Source organism: Yersinia rochesterensis (assembly GCF_003600645.1).
Classification (GTDB): Bacteria; Pseudomonadota; Gammaproteobacteria; order Enterobacterales; family Enterobacteriaceae; genus Yersinia; species Yersinia rochesterensis.
The window spans coordinates 3672203-3690517 of sequence record NZ_CP032482.1; the positions used below are offsets into that span (position 1 = coordinate 3672203).

An 18315-nucleotide genomic window follows, 5' to 3' on the forward strand; every position below is an offset into this window, starting at 1 on the left:
AAAATCCTTATTTGCTAAGTGTACTAAGGCGGTCTTGAATATCCTGACGCAACCGCTTTTTATCTATCTTGCCAACGGGAGTAACAGGTAGGCCGGCGACGATTTCAAAACGGTCGGGTAATTTGAAATCAGCCACCCCCATCTCACGCAGATATTTACGCAAAGTTACTGGCCGCAGATCGGTATTCGTGACGACAATAAATGCGCAGCTTTTCTCACCCATTATTTCGTCCGGCATAGAAACCAATGCCGCGTGAAGAATATCGTTATGGGCCACCAGCAGGTTTTCAATCTCTTCTGCGGCAATCTTTTCACCACCACGGTTAATCTGATCTTTTTCCCGCCCGACTACCCGCAAATAGCCCTCTTCAGTCATCTGTACCAGATCACCGGAATGGTAAAATCCTTCTTTATCAAAGGCATTGGCATTATGGGTTGGACTGCGGTAATAACCACGGAAGGTATAAGGGCCGCGCGTCACCAGTGCACCAACCTCTCCGATAGCCACGGGCATCCCATCACTATCCACCACTTTAATTTCGTCATCCTCGCTGATAGGCCGCCCTTGAGTGGTAAACACCAAGTGGTCGCTGTCACCAAAGCGAGTGTAATTCACTAATCCTTCCGCCATCCCCAACACCTGCTGCAACTGGCAGCCCAGTCTCTGTGGAATACGGCGAGCCAGAGACTCACTGAGTTTCGCCCCTCCAACCTGTAACACTTGCAAGCTGGCCAGGTCAGCGGAAAAATGCTCTGCGGCTTGTAGCCACAGGGCCACGGCGGGAGGAACCAAAGAGGTGAATGTAATTTGGTGGCGTTTAATCAGCGGGAAGCAACTCATCGCGCTGGGATCTGGAGCCAACACTACACAGCCGCCGACATAAAACACCCCTAATGCCCCCGGTGAACTGAGCGGGTAATTATGGGCGGCCGGTAAAGCGCAGAGATAGCGGGTGTGCTCGTCGAGCTGACAAATTTCCGCGCTGGCCCGCACACTGTAGTAATAGTCATTGTGGGTGCGAGGGATCAGTTTTGGCGTCCCCGTGCTGCCCCCGGAAAGTTGGAAAAAAGCCACTTCGTCAGCCGCAGAGGGATAAAATTCGGCAGTTTCATTATCCCGATCATTAAATCCCCTCTCGCTATACAACAAGGCCTCCAGCGACTGAGCGTAATCGGTATTTCCCGCCACAATGAGGAATTCCAGCATTGGCGTTTTTTTCTGTAATTCGGCGCAATAATCCCCTGTGGCAAACAGGTTATGGCTGGCATCAGCAATCAGTAAGCGCGGTTGGATTTGTTCAATATAAGCATTTAACTCCAATCGGTTATGACTGAATAATGCATTGACGGGCGCAACACCGATTTTTAATAGTGCAAAGTAAACCAGATAAAATTCAGCACAATTGGGGAGTTGAACCAAGGCGGTATCGCCACGGCGCATGCCCTGATGGGTTAAGCGCACAGCCAACTGCTGCGCTGCCTGCTCGAACTGCGCATAACTGATATGGCGCTCACCACAAATGATGGCCGTCGCCTCTGGCCGCTGCTGGCACTGGCGAGACAACATCTCCGTCATCGGCTGGTCTGTCCAATAGCCTTTCTCGCGATAGCGACGAGCAAACTCTTGCGGCCAACGGGTAAATTCAATACTCATAGCGGCACTCCTGATCGGGTGATGGCGATCGCATTGAGCATGGTGCCCAATTTGGCTTCAGTTTCTGCCCATTCCAGCGCGGGTTGTGAGGCAGCGACAATGCCCGCCCCAGCAAATAAGCGCACTTGTGTTGGATGTACCGTGGCGCACCGGATAATCACCGCCCATTCACCATTGCCCTGTTCATCACACCAACCCACAATTCCGCTGAATAACCCCCGCTCAAAAGGCTCTAATTGTTGAATTAACTGGCGGGCTTTTTGCGTCGGTAATCCACACAATGCGGGGGTTGGGTGTAACAGATTCGCCAGTTCTAACACCCGCATCTGTGGGTTTTCCAACTCACCGCTGATGGCGGAAGATAAGTGCCACAGCGCGGCGGTGCTAATCAATGAAGGTTGTGAAGGGATATGCAGACTTGAGCAATGTGGCGTCAATAAGCGGCGAATTTCGTCGATAACCAGCCGATGCTCATATTGGTCTTTCTCTGAATCCAGTAATGCCTGGCTAATATCCCAATCATGTTGTGGGTCGTCTTGCCGTTTCGCCGAACCAGCCAACGGATTGGTATAAACCCCAGCCAGATGTTTACGCACCAATAATTCAGGGCTGGCACCGAGTAATACGCCACCATCAGCAAGCGGCACGCGAAAATGATGCGCCGTGCTGTTTTGGATCAGTAAATGATTCATAACCTGATCGCTATCAACCGGGATGTCTGTATCAATTTCCAGAATACGGGACAGCACAACTTTATGGATTGCACCGCACTGACAAGCAGCAACAGCCTCCCCCACAATATGTTTGAACTCATTTTCATCCGGCAAACTGCGGCTGGTGAGGGCAGTAACCGCTCTGCGGCTATTAACACACGCAGCATCCACCAAAGCTTGGCGGTCACAAACCTGATAATGTTCCGGAATAAATAAGCACGATGCCTGACGGGCATCAAAAGGTATGGCCCCGACGATGATAGGCTGTTGTTGTCCAGCATCACGTGCACGTTGGAACGCCGATTGTAGGGCTGATTGCAGTGAATTTTCATGGTCAGCACGGCCTTGTGCCGCTTGATTAATTCGTTCGAAAATACCCTGGGTTTTGATACTCTGATGTTTTGAAGTAAATAGAAATGTTGAGGATACAGCTGAAAACGGCGAATTAACGGGCATGTCTGCAGAGCTGCCGTGTTCTTCAGAGCTGCCATGTTCTTCAGAGTTGAAGTACCGCACAAAGACCTCCATCACAATGCAAATAGTAATGGTAATAATAATTACTATCATTCCCTTTCGTGCGTGGTAAATTACGACTAAGAATTCATATTGTCAATCAATGTAAATATGTTATTGATGAATCTTATTTATATATCCCCCCAGAACTGGGGCTTAAAATAGAAAGAGAAAATGCCGTTATGTCCTTTTATATCAATTACATTCAGTATAAAAAATGGCGGTCAATATTGACTAAATTGGGTCTTTTGGGCCTTATTTTCTGCTTGTCTGCCTGTAAACCGGCGGAAGAAACTGCGGATCAGCAAGCACCATCATCAGGCAATGAGGGTACAGCTACGTGGACCCGCACAGTAGAAACGGCCAAAGGCCCGGTGGTACTAACACATCCCCCCAAACGGATTGTGTCCACCAGTATCACCATTACCGGGACTTTGCTGGCTATCAATGCCCCTGTGATTGCCAGTGGGGCGACCGTGCCTGACACCACAGTGGCTGACCATCAAGGTTTCTTTACACAATGGTCAGATGTTGCACAGGCCAAAAAACTGGTGCCAATGTACCAGACGGAACCCAATGCCGAAGCTGTCGCTGGAATGAATCCGGACTTAATTATTATTTCTGCCACTGGCGGGGATTCGGCCTTGAAGCTCTATGAGCAACTGTCAGTTATCGCCCCCACATTAGTCATTAATTATGATGATAAAAGTTGGCAAGAGTTAGCCGTCGTGCTGGGCCAGGCAACAGGGCATGAAGCTGACGCACAGCAAGTTATTGAGAAATTCGCTAATCGACTCAATGAGGTAAAGCAGAATATTACGCTGCCACCACAACCGATTTCAGCGTTTGTCTATCAAGCGGCGGGCAGCACTGCCAATTTATGGACCGAGCATTCAGCACAGGGAAAACTACTACAGGAATTGGGCTTCACACTGGCAGAAGTCCCTGATGCGGTGAAAGGCAACACCAGCATGGGGCACCGCAAAGATATCATCCAACTGGGTGGCGAGAAATTGGCCGAGGGCCTTAACGGTGAAACTATTTTGCTATTCTCCGGCGACCAACCGGCGATTGACGCACTGAAAAATAATAAGTTTTTAGCTCATATCCCAGCAATTGAACATGATCGAGTTTATGCCGCGGGCTATGATACGTTCCGGTTAGATTATTACAGTGCGAGTCATTTATTGGCACGGATTGAGGGGATGTTTAAGGCTAAACCTTAATTATTTGATGTTTTATCAGACCGGTTAGTTTTTGGAGGATGATCTGGGGGCGTTCACAACTGAACCAGATCACCATCAACAAACCCCATCTATATCTTAAAAATTAAAACTAAAATCGCCCCTTCGGTATCACCAACGGCGTATGCGAAACCGGATCATCAATAATTAAACAGGGCATACCAAAAACCTGCTCGACTAAATCGGCAGTGATCACGTCGCGCGGTTTACCTTGCGTCACTATCTGCCCATCGCGCATGGCGATAATATGGGTGGCATAGCGGCAAGCATGATTAAGATCATGCAGGACGGCCACTAACGTATGGTTATGTTCCTGATTAAGATTGCTAAATAACTCAAGCAAATCAATTTGATGGGCAATATCTAAATAGGTGGTTGGCTCATCTAACAGTAACAATGGCGTTTGTTGCGCCAGCACCATGGCTATCCATACCCGTTGGCGTTGCCCGCCGGATAAAGCATCCACCGACCTGTCCGCCAGTTCACTGACCCCCGTGGCTTCCATGGCATGGCTGACCGCCAACCGGTCGGTTTGTGTCCATTGCTGCAACAATTTCTGATGGGGATAGCGGCCTCGCGCCACTAAATCCAGCACACTGATACCATCCGGAGCTTGCGAGCTTTGCGGTAATAAGCCCAAATGGCGCGCAACATGCCGGGTATCAAGGCTGGCAATATTCTTACCGTCTAAAATCACCTGGCCCGCCTGCGGTTTCAGCAAACGGCTCAAAGCACGTAACAGTGTCGATTTGCCACAGGCATTGGGGCCGACAATCACGGTAAACTCACCATCAGGAATGGCGACACTCAGGTTCTTGCTGATAATCTTGCCGTCATAACCTAAGGTCAGAGCATCGGCCTGCAAGCGCGACAGAGGTAAGGTGGCAGAGCTAGCATTACTCATGATCGTCCGGACTCTCGGATTAAAAGCCAAATAAGGTATAAGCCGCCGATGCTGATGGTGACCACACCGACTGGCAATTGATTAGGTGAAAATAGGTGCTGAGCGCACAAATCCGCGGCTATCAATAACAATGCTCCCATCAGCGCAGACGCGGTCAACGTCACTGAAGATGTGCCCAACAAACGTTTTGCAATCTGTGGCGCGGCTAATGCAATAAAGGAAATAGGCCCCGCCGCCGCAGTGACCGCGGCCATCAAAATCACGCCAATCGCCATCAAGCCCAAACGGGTTCTTTCGACCGGAACGCCCAAAGCTCCCGCCGCATCATCGCCCATTTCCAACAGCGGCATACGGCGGCTCAGTAACATAGCCACCAGGGTAGCGATAATGATAAATATCACCGACGGCAAGCCCTTGGCCCACGTCAGGCCATTAAGCGAACCGGCCCCCCACGCCGCGGCGGTCATAGCGGCTTCTAATGACGCCGTGATAGTCAGCCAGGTATTGAATGCCGTTAACATTGCGCCAATGGCGATGCCGACAATAATCAGCCGAAAACCCTGAATCCCCTGCCGATAAGCCAACAAATACACCGCGAGGGCAGACAGCAACCCTCCCCCCAGCGCGCTACTGGCAACCTCAAAATAGTTGCCGTTGAACAGGGTAATCGCCACCAGTGCACCGGTATAAGCCCCCGCATTAAAGCCGATGATATCTGGGCTACCTAATGGATTGCGCACCAATGACTGAAATATAGCGCCACTGATCCCTAGCGCAGCACCGAAAATCAACGCCATCATGGCGCGGGGCAACCGCCATTGGTTGACGATAATATCCGCCGCACCGCTGGCTTGGCCGAATAGGGCTGAAAATACTTGCCCGGAAGAGAGCGGTAAAGTCCCGACCCTTAATGCCAGCAGCCCCGTCAATAAACAGGCCAATAGCAGTAAACTGCCGACAATCAGGCTACGGGGTTGGATCCGCAGATTGATTGGGCCATCAGGGCGGCCCAATAGCCATGGCGGAGTAGCGGGTTTCATAACGCGGTCATCCTTTTATTACGGCGTACCAGCCAGATCAATAAGGGCGCGCCAATAAATGCCGTTACGATGGAAACCCGCAATTCACCCGGTACCAGAAAGCGGCCGACGATATCAGAAACCAGTAACAAAATTGGAGTCATCACCAAGGTGAATGGGAGAATCCAACATTGATTCGGCCCGACAATCCAGCGAGCAATATGCGGCACCATCAGGCCGACAAAGGCGATCGGGCCAACTGCCGCAGTAGCAGCACCGCAGAGTAAAGTCACAGTGACCACAGCCCAAAATTGGGTTTGACCAATGCGCGCGCCAATTGCGGCGGCTAAATCCTCCCCCATATGCATAGCATTGAGGGGCCGAGCCAGCAGCAAGGCAATCACACAGCCGAGAAGAATGGCGGGCGCGACCGCCATCACCACCGACATATCGCGGATGTCCAGCGAGCCAGCTTGCCAGAAGCGAACGCGGTCGTAGACCTGCGGGTGTGTCAGTGATATGCCGGTAGAAATCCCCATGAGTACCGCCCCGATGGCCACGCCGGAGAGGGTCAGCCGCAAAGGATTAACCCGCCCACTGCCCTGTGTTCCCACCCAATACACCACCAGCGTCGTGAGCATCGCGCCAATAAATGCAGCAATCATATAGCCATGAATGGCATGTACGCCGAAAACAGTGATACCAAGTACCACCGCAAAACTGGCCCCCGCATTGACGCCCAAAATCCCTGGGTCCGCCAAAGGATTGCGGGTCAATGCTTGAATCACTGCGCCGGATAACCCGAGTGCAGCACCGGCTAGCACACCAATCAAGGTGCGGGGTAGGCGAGATTCCAGTATTAAAACGCTGTCGGCATTGTTGTGTTCACCCAGCAAACTTTGCCAGACAACAGAGAAAGGAATGGCTTTAGCACCGAGCATCAGGCTGGCAACCATCACGAGCATCAATATAACTATGCTGAGTAAAAACAAAAGTCCCCGGCGGGATTGTGCGTTTTCAGCAACAACAGGGCTTGGTTTTAGCCGTTTTGGTAAAGATTGGTTTGGGGAATCAGTCGCTGACATTGTGACTCTTTTTTAACAAACGCCGATTGTTTATAAATGATTATTTACAAATGATTGTTATTATCGTTTTGATTATCATTAGTATTAATTTCATGTATTTTAACACGACTTACAATGGGAATGCATTGGCTAAAACCGCTTCCCGGCAAGATTAATGTCCGTTTGTCACCATGGCAGGTCATTGTTACCTACATTAAAGGATTAAATCATCATGGAAAAATCACCGATTCTTTTAGATTTCAGCCTGTTAAGAGAAAATGCTAATTTTCGAGCGGTGTTTTTTGCCCGTTTTATTTCCATTTTGGGGCTGGGGATGCTCACGGTTGCGGTGCCGGTGCAGATACAAATGATGACCGGATCCACCTTGCAAGTGGGGCTGGCCGTCACCTTGGATGGGCTGGGGATGTTTATTGGCTTATTGCTGGGGGGCGTATTAGCGGACAGACTTGATCGACGTAAACTGATTTTATTCGCCCGCTTTACCTGTGGTTTAGGTTTTATTGGCTTAAGTATCAATGCGTTCTCTGTGACACCCTCATTGTGGGTTTTGTATGTTTTAGCGGCCTGGGATGGGTTCTTTGGTGCTCTCGGTATGACCGCATTGATGGCGGCAACGCCCTCACTGGTCGGGCGAGAAAATCTGGCCGCAGCGGGCGGGTTAAGCATGCTGACTGTGCGTTTTGGCTCGGTGATTTCCCCGGCCATTGGCGGCCTGGTGATTGTTTATGGCGGAGTGGGTTGGAACTACGGGATTGCTGCGGTGGGGACGATGTTAACTCTGTTGCCGCTGTTGAGTCTGCCCTCAATGAAACCGACAACCAGCCAGCATGAACACCCATTACGGGCATTGGCGACAGGGATTTCGTTTGTATTGCGGCATAAAGTTGTTGGCTCCGTGGTGTTGCTGGGGACATTGGTCAGCATGATTGGGGCTATCCGTATTTTGTTCCCCGCGCTGGCGGAGAATACCTATCATGTCGGGGCTTCACAGATTGGTTTAATGTACTCAGTGGTGCCACTGGGGGCGACAATCGGGGCCTTTACCAGTGGCTGGGTCAATCAAGTTCGCCGCCCTGGAATGGTGCTGATGTACAGTTCTATTGCCGCTTTTTTAGCCATCGGGACATTAGGGCTGACCAATAATTTCTATCTGGCTCTGCCCGGTTTGTTGTTATATGGCTATCTAGGGTCTATCAGTGGATTGCTGCAATATACCTTAGTGCAAACTCATACACCGGATGCCTTATTAGGGCGGGTGAACAGCCTATGGAATGTGCAGTTTGTCGCGGGTGAATCATTCGGCGCATTGGGGTTAGGTGTGTTAGCGAGAGTCATGGCCCCGGCGCTCAGCGCCTTGACCTTTGGTATGATCGCCGCAACGGCGGGGGGGGTTATTGCCGTCTGTGGCGGGACATTACGCCGCGCGACCATGGGGGACGAGGTTTCCAATGAGGGGGAGAAGATTGATGAAGTTGGCGGGTGATAGATCACCGGATCATTGTTTTGGTTGATAGTCGATTTGGTACTCAGGTTCGGTTGTTAGAATTTCACTGTTCACTTAACCTCCGACTCATAAATACAGATCGAATCATTGTTTCGGTTGATATTCGTTTAGTTATCACTTAATCCCAGTCGCCTCAACCGAGCAGGAGGGCTAGCCGGCCCTCCTGCACCTGCGGCTTGCGCGAAATATTGCCCTGCGGGTAAACCCTCCTGCGTCTTTCGGGCTGACGAGCCAGCGCGATTCGCATCCATGCTCAAGCGCACTTTTCGCCGCCATCCCTGGCGGCTCACTCTACCCTCCATCCTTGTCGGCAATATTCCTGATTGCGCTCAACATCAAAACCACGGTTTTGACCTTGATGTTAAAAGCACATTTGAGCCGCCGAGTGAAGAATGGAGCAAGGGAAATCCGCCATGGACGGCGGATTTAGGCGTCATGAGCAGGGACGCGACAACACTGCGAAGCAGTTTTGAACAACGCTTGCGTTGGCCCGAAGGGTAGCCTCGAAGAGGCTATAATAAAGCCGTCCCGCCAGTGAAATGATGAGTGAGGGAACCCACGCCGTGGGCTGGCGATACGTGCGAAGCGCGGGATTCCACAAGGGTGCGCGCCCGCACCCTTTGGCGATTGGTTCAGCCGAGGCCAAGTGACCAGTAAAATTCTAACAACCGAACCAGAACATCGAACCTATTCACCATCCCCAACTACAATGACCTAATCCCACTAAACACTTGCTGCAAAATGGGCCCCAGCACTTTTAATGTCTCCGGCGACATCATCGTGATATGCGAACAATCAAGATGATATGTCCGCAGTTGCTTCACATATGGCCGCCAGATATCCTCGGGAGTCTCACCCGCGGGTAGGGTTTGGGTGGCAACAAATAACGTGGTTTCACCCTCGTAAACTGGCGTTTTAGCCCCTGATAACAAGCCGACAGAGTCGTCATAATTTGCCTGAATTTGCGCAAACATTTCTCGTTTCTCTTGCTGCTCATCGCCCGCCGCCGCCATAAACAATGCCCGCTCGCGCTCAACTTCCTCCAGCGCCTCCGCCTCAATCGGCGCATTCCAATCCTGGGTTTCCGGCGGATAGGTATCCAACAACCCCAAGAAAGCCACTTCCTCGCCCTGTGCTTGTAATTTTACCGCCATGGCCTGCGCCACTGTGCCGCCCAATGAGTATCCCATTAGGTGATATGGCCCCTGTGGCTGCACCTGACGTAAGGTCGCCAAATGATGGTCACATAAGCTGTCCATATCCCGACTAGTGGCAATGGCCCCATGAGGGCGCGGAGACTGAATTCCCAGCACCGGCCAACTACCCGGCAAATAACGCGGTAACAAACTGAATTGCCAAGCAAAACCAGACGCCGGATGGATACAAAATAGCGGGTTTCCCCTACCACCACGCAACTGCAAGACTTCGCTGAAACCAGCTTTACCCGCGGGTTTATCTGACTGCGGCTGGCTCAATGCGGCTGCCAATGCCGCCACTGTCGAGGCCACCATCACCTGCCCCACCGCGACGGGCTGTTGCAACTCACGGCGCAGGTCAGCCGCCAAGCGCATTGCCAACAAAGAATGGCCGCCCAGCGCGAAGAAATCATCATCCGCACCGACGCTTTCAACTCCCAACAAATGGGCAAATAATCCCGCAATCAGACTTTCCAAACCGGCTTGTGGCGCGCGCCCACTACTGCCCGCCTGATTCACTGGTGCCGGTAATGCCTTGCGATCCAGTTTGCCATTGGCACTCAGCGGGAAAGCACTCAGGCTGACGATAACTACCGGCACCATATGCGCCGGTAAGCGCTCACTAAGCTGGCTGCGCAAAACCTCTAAATCAATATTTTCCGATCCGACAACCGGCACAATATAGCCGACCAACTGGCGGGTATCGGCTCCGGCTAAGGCCCCTTCCGCCCCCGCCAAGGTGCGGGCATGCACCACCGCTTGCTGGACTGAAGGAAACTCCAATAGCGCAGATTCAATCTCACCTAATTCAATGCGTTGCCCACGAATTTTCAATTGATCGTCACTGCGCCCCAAATATTCTACTGTGCCATCCGGCAGCCAGCGGGCGATATCACCGGTGCGGTACATCCGCTGTCCACGGTCATAAGGATCAGCAACAAATCGGCTGGCAGTCAGATCTGGGCGGGCATGGTAACCCTGCGCCAGTTGTACGCCACACAAATAGAGATCGCCCGAAATGCCGACCGGGGCTTGCCGCAGCATAGTGTCGAGAATACGCAGTTGGGTATTCCACACCGGCTTGCCGATGGGCACACTGCTGCCAGTCACTCGCGCCAAAGCATCACCATAGGCGGGTTGATAAGTGACATCCACCGCCGCTTCGGTTGGGCCATATAAATTATGCAATGGAGCAGCAAAAATCTGTTGGTATAGCTCCGATAGCTCGCGTGACAATGCTTCGCCACTGCAAAATACTCGGCGTAAGCTCTGGCAAGGCTGCTGCTGCCCATGCATCGCACTGACAAAAGCGGCCAGCATTGAGGGCACAAAGTGAGCGGTCGTGACGCCATAATCCTCAATCAAGCTACGCAGTAGCTCGGGGTCACGATGAGCTTCTGGCGGCACCATGACCAATCTTGCCCCGGTTATCATCGGCCAGAAAAACTCCCACACCGAGACATCAAAACTGCACGGCGTTTTCTGTAATACCACGTCATCAGCGCCCAGCGGATACTCATTTTGCATCCATAACAGGCGGTTAACGATAGCCCCATGTGTGACTACCACACCTTTTGGCCGCCCCGTAGAGCCGGAGGTGTAAATCAAATAAGCCGGATGGTTTGGCGTTATCTGGATGGCGGGCAACAGCGCCGGTTTATCCTGCGTGGGCAGTTGATCCAGCAGCAACAGCGGGGCCTGGCCGGTAAAGCGCTCAGCCAAAGAGCTGACCGTAATAAGGAGACGTGGATCGGCATCACTGATCATGTAAGCCAGGCGATCATCAGGATAACCAGTATCCAGCGGCAAATAAGCAGCGCCTGCGGCCAAAATAGCCATCAAGGCCAAACTGAGATTCACCGAGCGCGGCAGCGCCACAGCAACCCGGTCACCGGGCAGCACGCCCTGTTGACGTAGATGGGCAGCCAGCGATTGAACCCGCTGATTAACTTGCTGATAAGTGAGTGTTTCATCAGCATCCAATAAGGCGATAGCCTGTGGTGTTAGCTGCGACTGTTGGTTTAGCAAATCACATAGTGTCAGCGCAGGTAGGGCGATGGCAGTGTCATTGGCGGCTGCCAACAGCGCTTTTTCATCGGCAGTCAGCAAATTCAGGGCGGATAACGGCAATTCGGGCTGCCAGACCAAATATTCCAGCAACATCACCAAGCGCTGGGCCAATCGTTGCGGATCGCCGACCGCATCACGGTATTCCAGTTGCAGATGCAGCTTCTCGCCCGGCAACACCAATAAAGTCAGTGGGTAATGGGTATAACCGCGATTATTCAGTGCATTACACCGCAAACCCTTGAAAGATTGCTGATGTAATTGATTGTTTTCCGGGTAGTTTTCAACCACCAGCAAGGTATCAAATAATGTATTCGCCCCGGCCAGACGCTGGATCTCCCCCAACCCCAGACCATCGTGCTCCAGTAGTTGGATCTGCTGCTGCTGCAACGCGGTCAACTGTGCTAACAGTGGCAATTGCGGCTGTAATTTCACCCGCACCGGGAGGGTGTTACTGAACAGCCCGACGTGCTGTTCGATACCGTCGATTTCACTAAAACGGCCAGAAACCGGTGAGCCGAATACCACATCATCACGGCCACTAAGCACGCCCAATAAGGTGGCCCAAACCCCTTGCAGTAGAGTATTGAGCGTGATGCCATCGCGCCGTTGCAACTCGGTCAGTGCCGTTTCCAGTTTGCTGTCCAGCGCGATAGTCCATTCGCGTACCGGGCTGGCGGCATTGGTTTCAGGATATAGAATCGTTGGCGTGACACCGCGAACAGCCTGCTGCCAGGCCAAACGGTCTGATTGCAGGTCGCGCGACGTCATGCGGCGAATCAAATCACCATAACTGACACTCAGCGGCGCTAATTCCGGCTTATTGCCGTAGAGATGCAGCAAGTCATGCAGCAAAATTGCCGATGACCAGCCATCTCCCACCAAATGGTGCGCGATGATGATCAACGAATAGCGCTCGGCGCTGTAGCGGATTAAGGTGGCAATCAGTAAAGGTTTTAATGTCCCCGCCGTCTCACTCACCAGATCCCGTGCCAGCCCTTCGCGCTCCAATTGCTGGGTTTTGGCAGTTTGCTGATCCGGTGTCAATGCGCTCAAGTCATATTGCTGCCATGGCCAGCGACGGGCGCTATCTTGAATCTGCGGTAGAATTTGTAATGATTCACTGTGCAACTCACTGTCAAAAATAGCCCCCAGTTGCGGGTAGCGCCGCAGTAGGTTTTCCAGTGCATCACGCAAGCACTCAATGTCTAATGCACCTTGAAGGTCAAAACGGCTGATCGCATTGTAATTGTTAGCTTCTTGCCCTAACTGAGCATGGAACAGTAAACCTTGTTGGAGCGGCAATACCGGGAGAATATCGGCGATTGGGCCATATTTTTCGCCAGCCGCCTGCCACAGTGTTTCGGGTAAGGATGCCGTGGGTGCCGCTTCGGGCGAACTCATTAAGGGTTGTAAAGCCAGCGCCATTTTAGCCGGTGTGCGCAGAGCAAAAATCTCGCGCGGAGCCAAGCGGAAACCGGCGCGACGCAAAGTGCTCCCCAGCGCCATAGCGGAAATACTGTCGCCCCCGAGTTGGAAGAAATCATCTTCCGCACCAATATTGCCCAAACGCAGCAAGTGGGCGATGGCATCACACAACAGCTTTTCCGGCGGGGTTTGTGGTGCCCGGCTGGTGAACTGTTGCCGATGTTGTGGGGCGGGCAGCGCTTGCCTGTCAATCTTGCCGTTTACCGTCAGCGGCATTTCATCCAACACCATCAGGATCGCGGGCACCATATAATCTGGCAAGCTCGCGGCCAATTGATCCATTAGCCGGGCATTAAGATCTTTACTCTGGCGCAGTTGCGCATCGGGTACCACGCAGTAGCCAATAAGCCGATGGGTCGCGCCGACCGCTTCGGCGATAACCACTGCGCTACTGACTGCCGGCAAGACCACTAGCGCGTTTTCGACTTCGCCCAGCTCAACCCGGAAACCGCGCACTTTTATCTGGTGGTCGGTGCGCCCGACAAAATCCAACTGCCCCTCTGCCGTCCAGCGCATCAAGTCGCCGCTGCGATACATCACTTCGCCGTGACGGAAAGGGTTGGCCACAAAACGCGCCGCGGTTAAATCAGGCCGGTTCAGATAACCACGAGCCAACCCTTTACCGGCAATATATAACTCCCCCACCGCACCTATTGGCACTTTGGCGAGTTGACTATCCAGCAAATAGACTTCGGTATTCGCCACCGGCCGGCCAATAACCGGTTGCGTCGCCACCTGGATATTCGCGCCGAGGGTATCTATGGTGTATTCCGACGGGCCGTAGAAGTTAACCACGTTCAGTTCAGGATGCTGTTTCAGCCGCTCCCACAAACGCGGTGTGGCGGCTTCACCGCCAATCATAATAAAGGCGGGCTGGTGATGCCCAGCCTCCAGTAAACCGCTATCGATCATTTGCGTAAAGAATGACGGGGTAATGTCCATGGTGTCGATTGGCGTCTGATCCATCATCTGCACCAATGCATAAGCATCACGGCGCATTTCTTCATCAAAAATGACCATCTCGCAGCCCATCATCATCCAGAACAGCGGTTCCCAAGAGGAATCGAAAGAGAATGATGCGGTATGCCCCGCGCGCATTCGGCGGGTATTATGCCGCTTAAATTCCGCCATCGCCGGGCCATACAGGTACGTGCGGTGCGCCACGAGCAAATTGACTAACCCGCCATGGGTGCTCATGACCCCTTTAGGTCGGCCAGTCGAACCCGAGGTATAAATCATGTATGCCAGATGTTCACCGTGCAGGGAATGCTGGCGCTCTGCATCAGTAATGGGCCGAACAGAGAAAACCGTGCATTCCTGCTGGAAGCGCGATTCATTCAGGCAAACTATTTCCATCTCGCCGGTGATAGCCAGTGAAGATAACAAACTTTCAGTCGATTGATGGGCTAGGAGTAAGCGCGGTCTGGCGTCCTCGCACATTTTGGCGAGCCGCTCCATCGGGTAATCCAGATCAAGCGGCATGTAAGCTGCTCCACTGGCCAGAGTCCCCAAGATGGCGACCAGCGAATCCACAGTTCGCGGAATACCAATCGCGACCACATCATCAGCCTGAATTCCTCTGGCGATCAATGCTCGCCCTAGTTGGGCCACACGGTCAGAAAGCTGGCGATAAGTCAGACTTTGCTTGCCACAGCTCACCGCAATAGCATCCGGTTGCGCACTCACTTGCTGCTGGAAAATATCCAACACCGACACCACTCCGGCTGGCAGACTTAATTGCGGGCCTTTGGCCCAACTATCAATGCGTTGCAGCTCCTGCTGTGGCGTCAATATGAGGTCGCCTACCGTGATTTCGGCTTGGGTCGCCAATTGCTGCAACAAGAATTGTATCCGCTCACCATGCTGATGTAAGCAGGCGAGGTCATAGCGCTGCGCATTTGCCAGCATTTCCAAGGTCAACTGGCCGTTATCAAGGTAGAGATCAAACTCGACATCATCGACCGGGCCGGAGGCCAAGGTGTGGGTAACGCCGGTTATTTCCCCCAAATTCAGGGCGAAATCGAACATTTTAAAATTCAGTACCGGGCCATATAGCGCCCGCTGGGAGCCGACCATCCCCAAATCACGCCGTAATTGTTCCGCTTCATAGCGCTGATGTTGACGCACCGTTTTCAGCTCGCACGCCACTGCGCGCGCCACATCAACAATCTGCATTTCGCGCCGTAACGTTATCTGCAATGGCAACACATTCACCACTGGCCCGGTGGCGGTCAAGGCGGCTGATCCCATGCGGCGCATAAACGGGCACCCTACCGACAAGCGCATTTCGCCGCTTATACGGGCGAAATAAATCAGCAACAGCGCCATTGCCATATCGGCAGCGCTCAGGCGCTGTGCTGCGCCCCCTGCCAGTAAACGGCCAAACGAGTCAGAGTCGATATTAATCCGCTGACGCAATACGCGATTATCCGTTTGCTCTGCCCGGGCGGGCGAGTTCAGGGGGGAGAGTGTGTGTGCGGCGGGTAAATCCGCAGTATGTTGTTGCCAAAATTGCTTATCGCGCAGCTCGGTTTCTGACCCCGCATACGCCAAATATTCACTGACCACATCGCTAAACGGGGTAAAAGGGGATTCCCCAATAGATTTCCCTTGCAATAATGCAGTGTAAATATCGGCAATACGGCGGGTAATTGCGGTGAAACTGAAGCCATCAAGCAACAAATGATGATAACGCTGATACCAAAGCCATAGCGGCTTGCCATTTTCATCAGGAACACGAATAACCCAGTGTCGATACAGTGGCTCCTCGCCATCTAACTGTATCGGAGCCTCAGTATCCTCCCACATCAATGTCAGTGCGGCCTGTCGCCCATCGGCGCGAGCACTGAAATCCAACCACTCCAGCTTAGGCATGTCAGCCGCCTGGCGCTGTATGGGAATGCGCTGCATCGGGCCATCGTCGCCATCAACAAAACGCGCATGAAGCGTATCGGCCTCCGCCAACCCTTGGCTAACGGCACGGCTAAAGAGTTCCCTCTCCAGCGGCCCCGCCAGTTCAATATAATGGGCCACGGTAAACATGTTCTTTTGCTGACTTAACTGATCAGCAAACCAGATTCCGGGCAGGGCCGCCACCAAGGGCAGCTCGACAGCAGCAACAAGGGAGATTGAATCCTCTGACACGATGGGTATTCCTTTTTTTGGCAACACAGGATTTATTGCAGCAGGTGGAGCCGCGATAATCCGATAATTCCTTTAGCCCACGGCCCGCGTTATTGCAGGCCAGCCTCTGCACGAATCAAACTGGCCGGGCGCATGTCGGCCCAATTAACCTCAAGATATTTCACACAATCTGCCCGGCTTTGCGGCCCATGAACAATTTCCCATCCTGCCGGAATCGCCGTAATTTGGGGCCACAAGCTGTATTGCTGCTGCTCATTTATCAGCACAAAAAAAGGCAGATCTTCGTTATCAAACGGGTTGGTGGGTGTTTCTGTTTCATTGTTCATGGCGTAAATGTTCATGGCGTAAATATCCTTATTTTGAATCTGAGGAACCTAATAAAAAGTGCAATCCATCAATCAAGCCGCCACGCCAGCACAAGGAATCGTGGCCCCCTGAATAAACTCGGTAATGCAGCCGATGCCCAGCCTGCCGCAGTGCTTCACTCATGGCCTCATTAACTTGATAAATCACATCTTCGCGACGGCCCGCTTCCATAAAAATATCCAATGGATGGTCAGCGCCCACACCTTGATAAACCTGCTCTGTCAGCCAGCCCTGCCGCTCGGCAGTTCCGGCGGTTAGTGCTTTGAAATTGTCGACATCTGGCCACCAAAAGGAACCTGACTGACTCAGCACACAACCAAAACGCTGCGGCCAATGTAACCCGGCATACAGCGAAGCTAGCCCGCCAAAACTCTGTCCGGCGACTAGAGTGCGAGAGGCTTTGTCAGTGAAAGGTTGCAACAAGGCCACTTGTGGCAGTAACTCCGTTTGCAGCGCTTGCCAGAAATCCTGATTGCAGGGCAATTCCACTGCGCGATGAGGTTGGTCGATAATGTCGATCAAGATATACACACTGGCAGGTAGGCGTCCGGCTTCAGTTTCTCTGTCCAGCACACCAAAAATCGATTGCCCATGCGCCCAATATTGACCATCGAGTAAAATAGCCAGCGGCCGCTCAGCTTTATCTTCGGCACCGAGTGTGTGGTAAATCCACACATTACGGCTATTACCGAGCAACTTGCTATTCCAGCTAATCAGTTGCAGCCGTTTTGGGTCTGTTGGGAGTTTTTGGCCCGCATCAATGGGCTGCCAGGCCGTCTGGGGCAAAGCATCGGCTAAATGCACCGCCGAAAGTGGTTTCCCGCGATAGCTGTAATGGGGAGCGGTAGGGTTAAACGGATCGTTTTCAGCGAGATCCATCAATGAGAGCCACCAATTGCGCTGCGCTTGACGGCGCTCTTGTGGTGTCCCCTCCGGTAAATTCAAACAGTGTTCTTCAACAACAGGAATAAAGCTGTAGCTGCCCCGGAAGTCAGATTCCACTTCAGCCTGCCAATACCAAACATTGCTCTGGCCCAGGCGCTGTAGCGTTTCAGGATTGGGACTGTGGTGATCAGTCACGCCGTTAACATCAATATAGACACGGCTATAAACAGCGCTCCCCGCCTTGGCGGGCGGCTCCCGCCAGAGGAATGTCAATTTCACCTTGCCAGCAGTAACCGGCTCCACCAGCGGTGTTCCCCGCAGTGCAATCTGCTGCCACCATGACTCACTGCCAGCCAGAGGGTCTGCTAACAAACTCTGGCTATCAATCTGTTCATTTGTCGTGCTCACACCCAATCCTTTTGATTTCATTGCCCAAGTTTCTATTCACTACACATCAAGACACCACACATCAAGCCAATGTATGTCCACAAGCAACCAAATTAAATATATTTGTGTTTATTGTGTTAATACAA

General features: G+C 52.4%; 11 protein-coding genes. 3 read left to right on the forward strand and 8 right to left on the reverse strand.

Translation table 11 applies throughout. The annotated features are described in order from the left end of the window. Nucleotides 1-7: 7 nt before the first annotated feature. Nucleotides 8-1654 (reverse strand): (2,3-dihydroxybenzoyl)adenylate synthase, encoded by a 1647-nt coding sequence (locus tag DXZ79_RS17070; protein WP_050291948.1) that lies wholly within the window; start codon nucleotides 1652-1654, stop codon nucleotides 8-10. Beyond that, nucleotides 1651-2823: an isochorismate synthase gene (locus tag DXZ79_RS17075; RefSeq protein ID WP_038640059.1), complete on the reverse strand. Its 1173-nt coding sequence runs from the start codon at nucleotides 2821-2823 to the stop codon at nucleotides 1651-1653. The genes DXZ79_RS17070 and DXZ79_RS17075 overlap by 4 nt, the downstream gene beginning before the upstream one ends. Nucleotides 2824-3062: 239 nt before the next feature. Between DXZ79_RS17075 and fepB the strand changes: the two genes are divergently transcribed. Next, the gene (gene fepB / locus DXZ79_RS17080) at nucleotides 3063-4106 is read left to right on the forward strand and encodes a Fe2+-enterobactin ABC transporter substrate-binding protein (RefSeq protein WP_038639078.1); all 1044 of its coding nucleotides are present in this window, start codon (nucleotides 3063-3065) and stop codon (nucleotides 4104-4106) included. A 109-nt stretch (nucleotides 4107-4215) separates the two neighbouring features. Here fepB and DXZ79_RS17085 read toward each other — a convergent pair whose 3' ends face one another. From DXZ79_RS17085 to fepD, 3 genes are read right to left on the reverse strand one after another with little or no spacing between them, the layout of a single operon-like run. Continuing rightward, the gene (locus DXZ79_RS17085) at nucleotides 4216-5028 is read right to left on the reverse strand and encodes an ABC transporter ATP-binding protein (RefSeq protein WP_042562479.1); all 813 of its coding nucleotides are present in this window, start codon (nucleotides 5026-5028) and stop codon (nucleotides 4216-4218) included. Further along, nucleotides 5025-6068, reverse strand: coding sequence for an iron-enterobactin ABC transporter permease (gene fepG, locus DXZ79_RS17090; RefSeq protein WP_038639073.1), 1044 nt, complete (start codon nucleotides 6066-6068; stop codon nucleotides 5025-5027). Before fepG ends, DXZ79_RS17085 begins: the two co-directional genes overlap by 4 nt. After that, nucleotides 6065-7132, reverse strand: a complete 1068-nt coding sequence (gene fepD, locus DXZ79_RS17095; protein WP_038639071.1) for a Fe(3+)-siderophore ABC transporter permease — start codon at nucleotides 7130-7132, stop codon at nucleotides 6065-6067. The genes fepG and fepD overlap by 4 nt, the downstream gene beginning before the upstream one ends. Before the next feature lie 211 nt (nucleotides 7133-7343). On the opposite strand from fepD, the gene entS reads away from it, so the two are divergent. Both entS and DXZ79_RS17105 read left to right on the forward strand, forming a co-directional pair. Further along, nucleotides 7344-8615: an enterobactin transporter EntS gene (gene entS / locus DXZ79_RS17100; protein ID WP_120011483.1), complete on the forward strand. Its 1272-nt coding sequence runs from the start codon at nucleotides 7344-7346 to the stop codon at nucleotides 8613-8615. Between the two features lie 270 nt (nucleotides 8616-8885). Further along, nucleotides 8886-9137 (forward strand): hypothetical protein, encoded by a 252-nt coding sequence (locus tag DXZ79_RS17105; RefSeq protein WP_196333104.1) that lies wholly within the window; start codon nucleotides 8886-8888, stop codon nucleotides 9135-9137. Nucleotides 9138-9340: 203 nt separating this feature from the next. On the opposite strand, the gene DXZ79_RS17110 is transcribed toward DXZ79_RS17105, so the two are convergent. From DXZ79_RS17110 to fes, 3 genes are all read right to left on the reverse strand, one after another. Beyond that, the gene (locus DXZ79_RS17110) at nucleotides 9341-16531 is read right to left on the reverse strand and encodes a non-ribosomal peptide synthetase (protein ID WP_120011484.1); all 7191 of its coding nucleotides are present in this window, start codon (nucleotides 16529-16531) and stop codon (nucleotides 9341-9343) included. Between the two features lie 89 nt (nucleotides 16532-16620). Continuing rightward, nucleotides 16621-16872, reverse strand: a complete 252-nt coding sequence (locus tag DXZ79_RS17115; protein ID WP_042562481.1) for an MbtH family protein — start codon at nucleotides 16870-16872, stop codon at nucleotides 16621-16623. Between the two features lie 13 nt (nucleotides 16873-16885). Beyond that, entirely contained in the window at nucleotides 16886-18190 is a 1305-nt protein-coding gene (fes, locus tag DXZ79_RS17120; protein ID WP_038640048.1) for an enterochelin esterase, read from the reverse strand. Nucleotides 18191-18315: the final 125 nt, after the last annotated feature.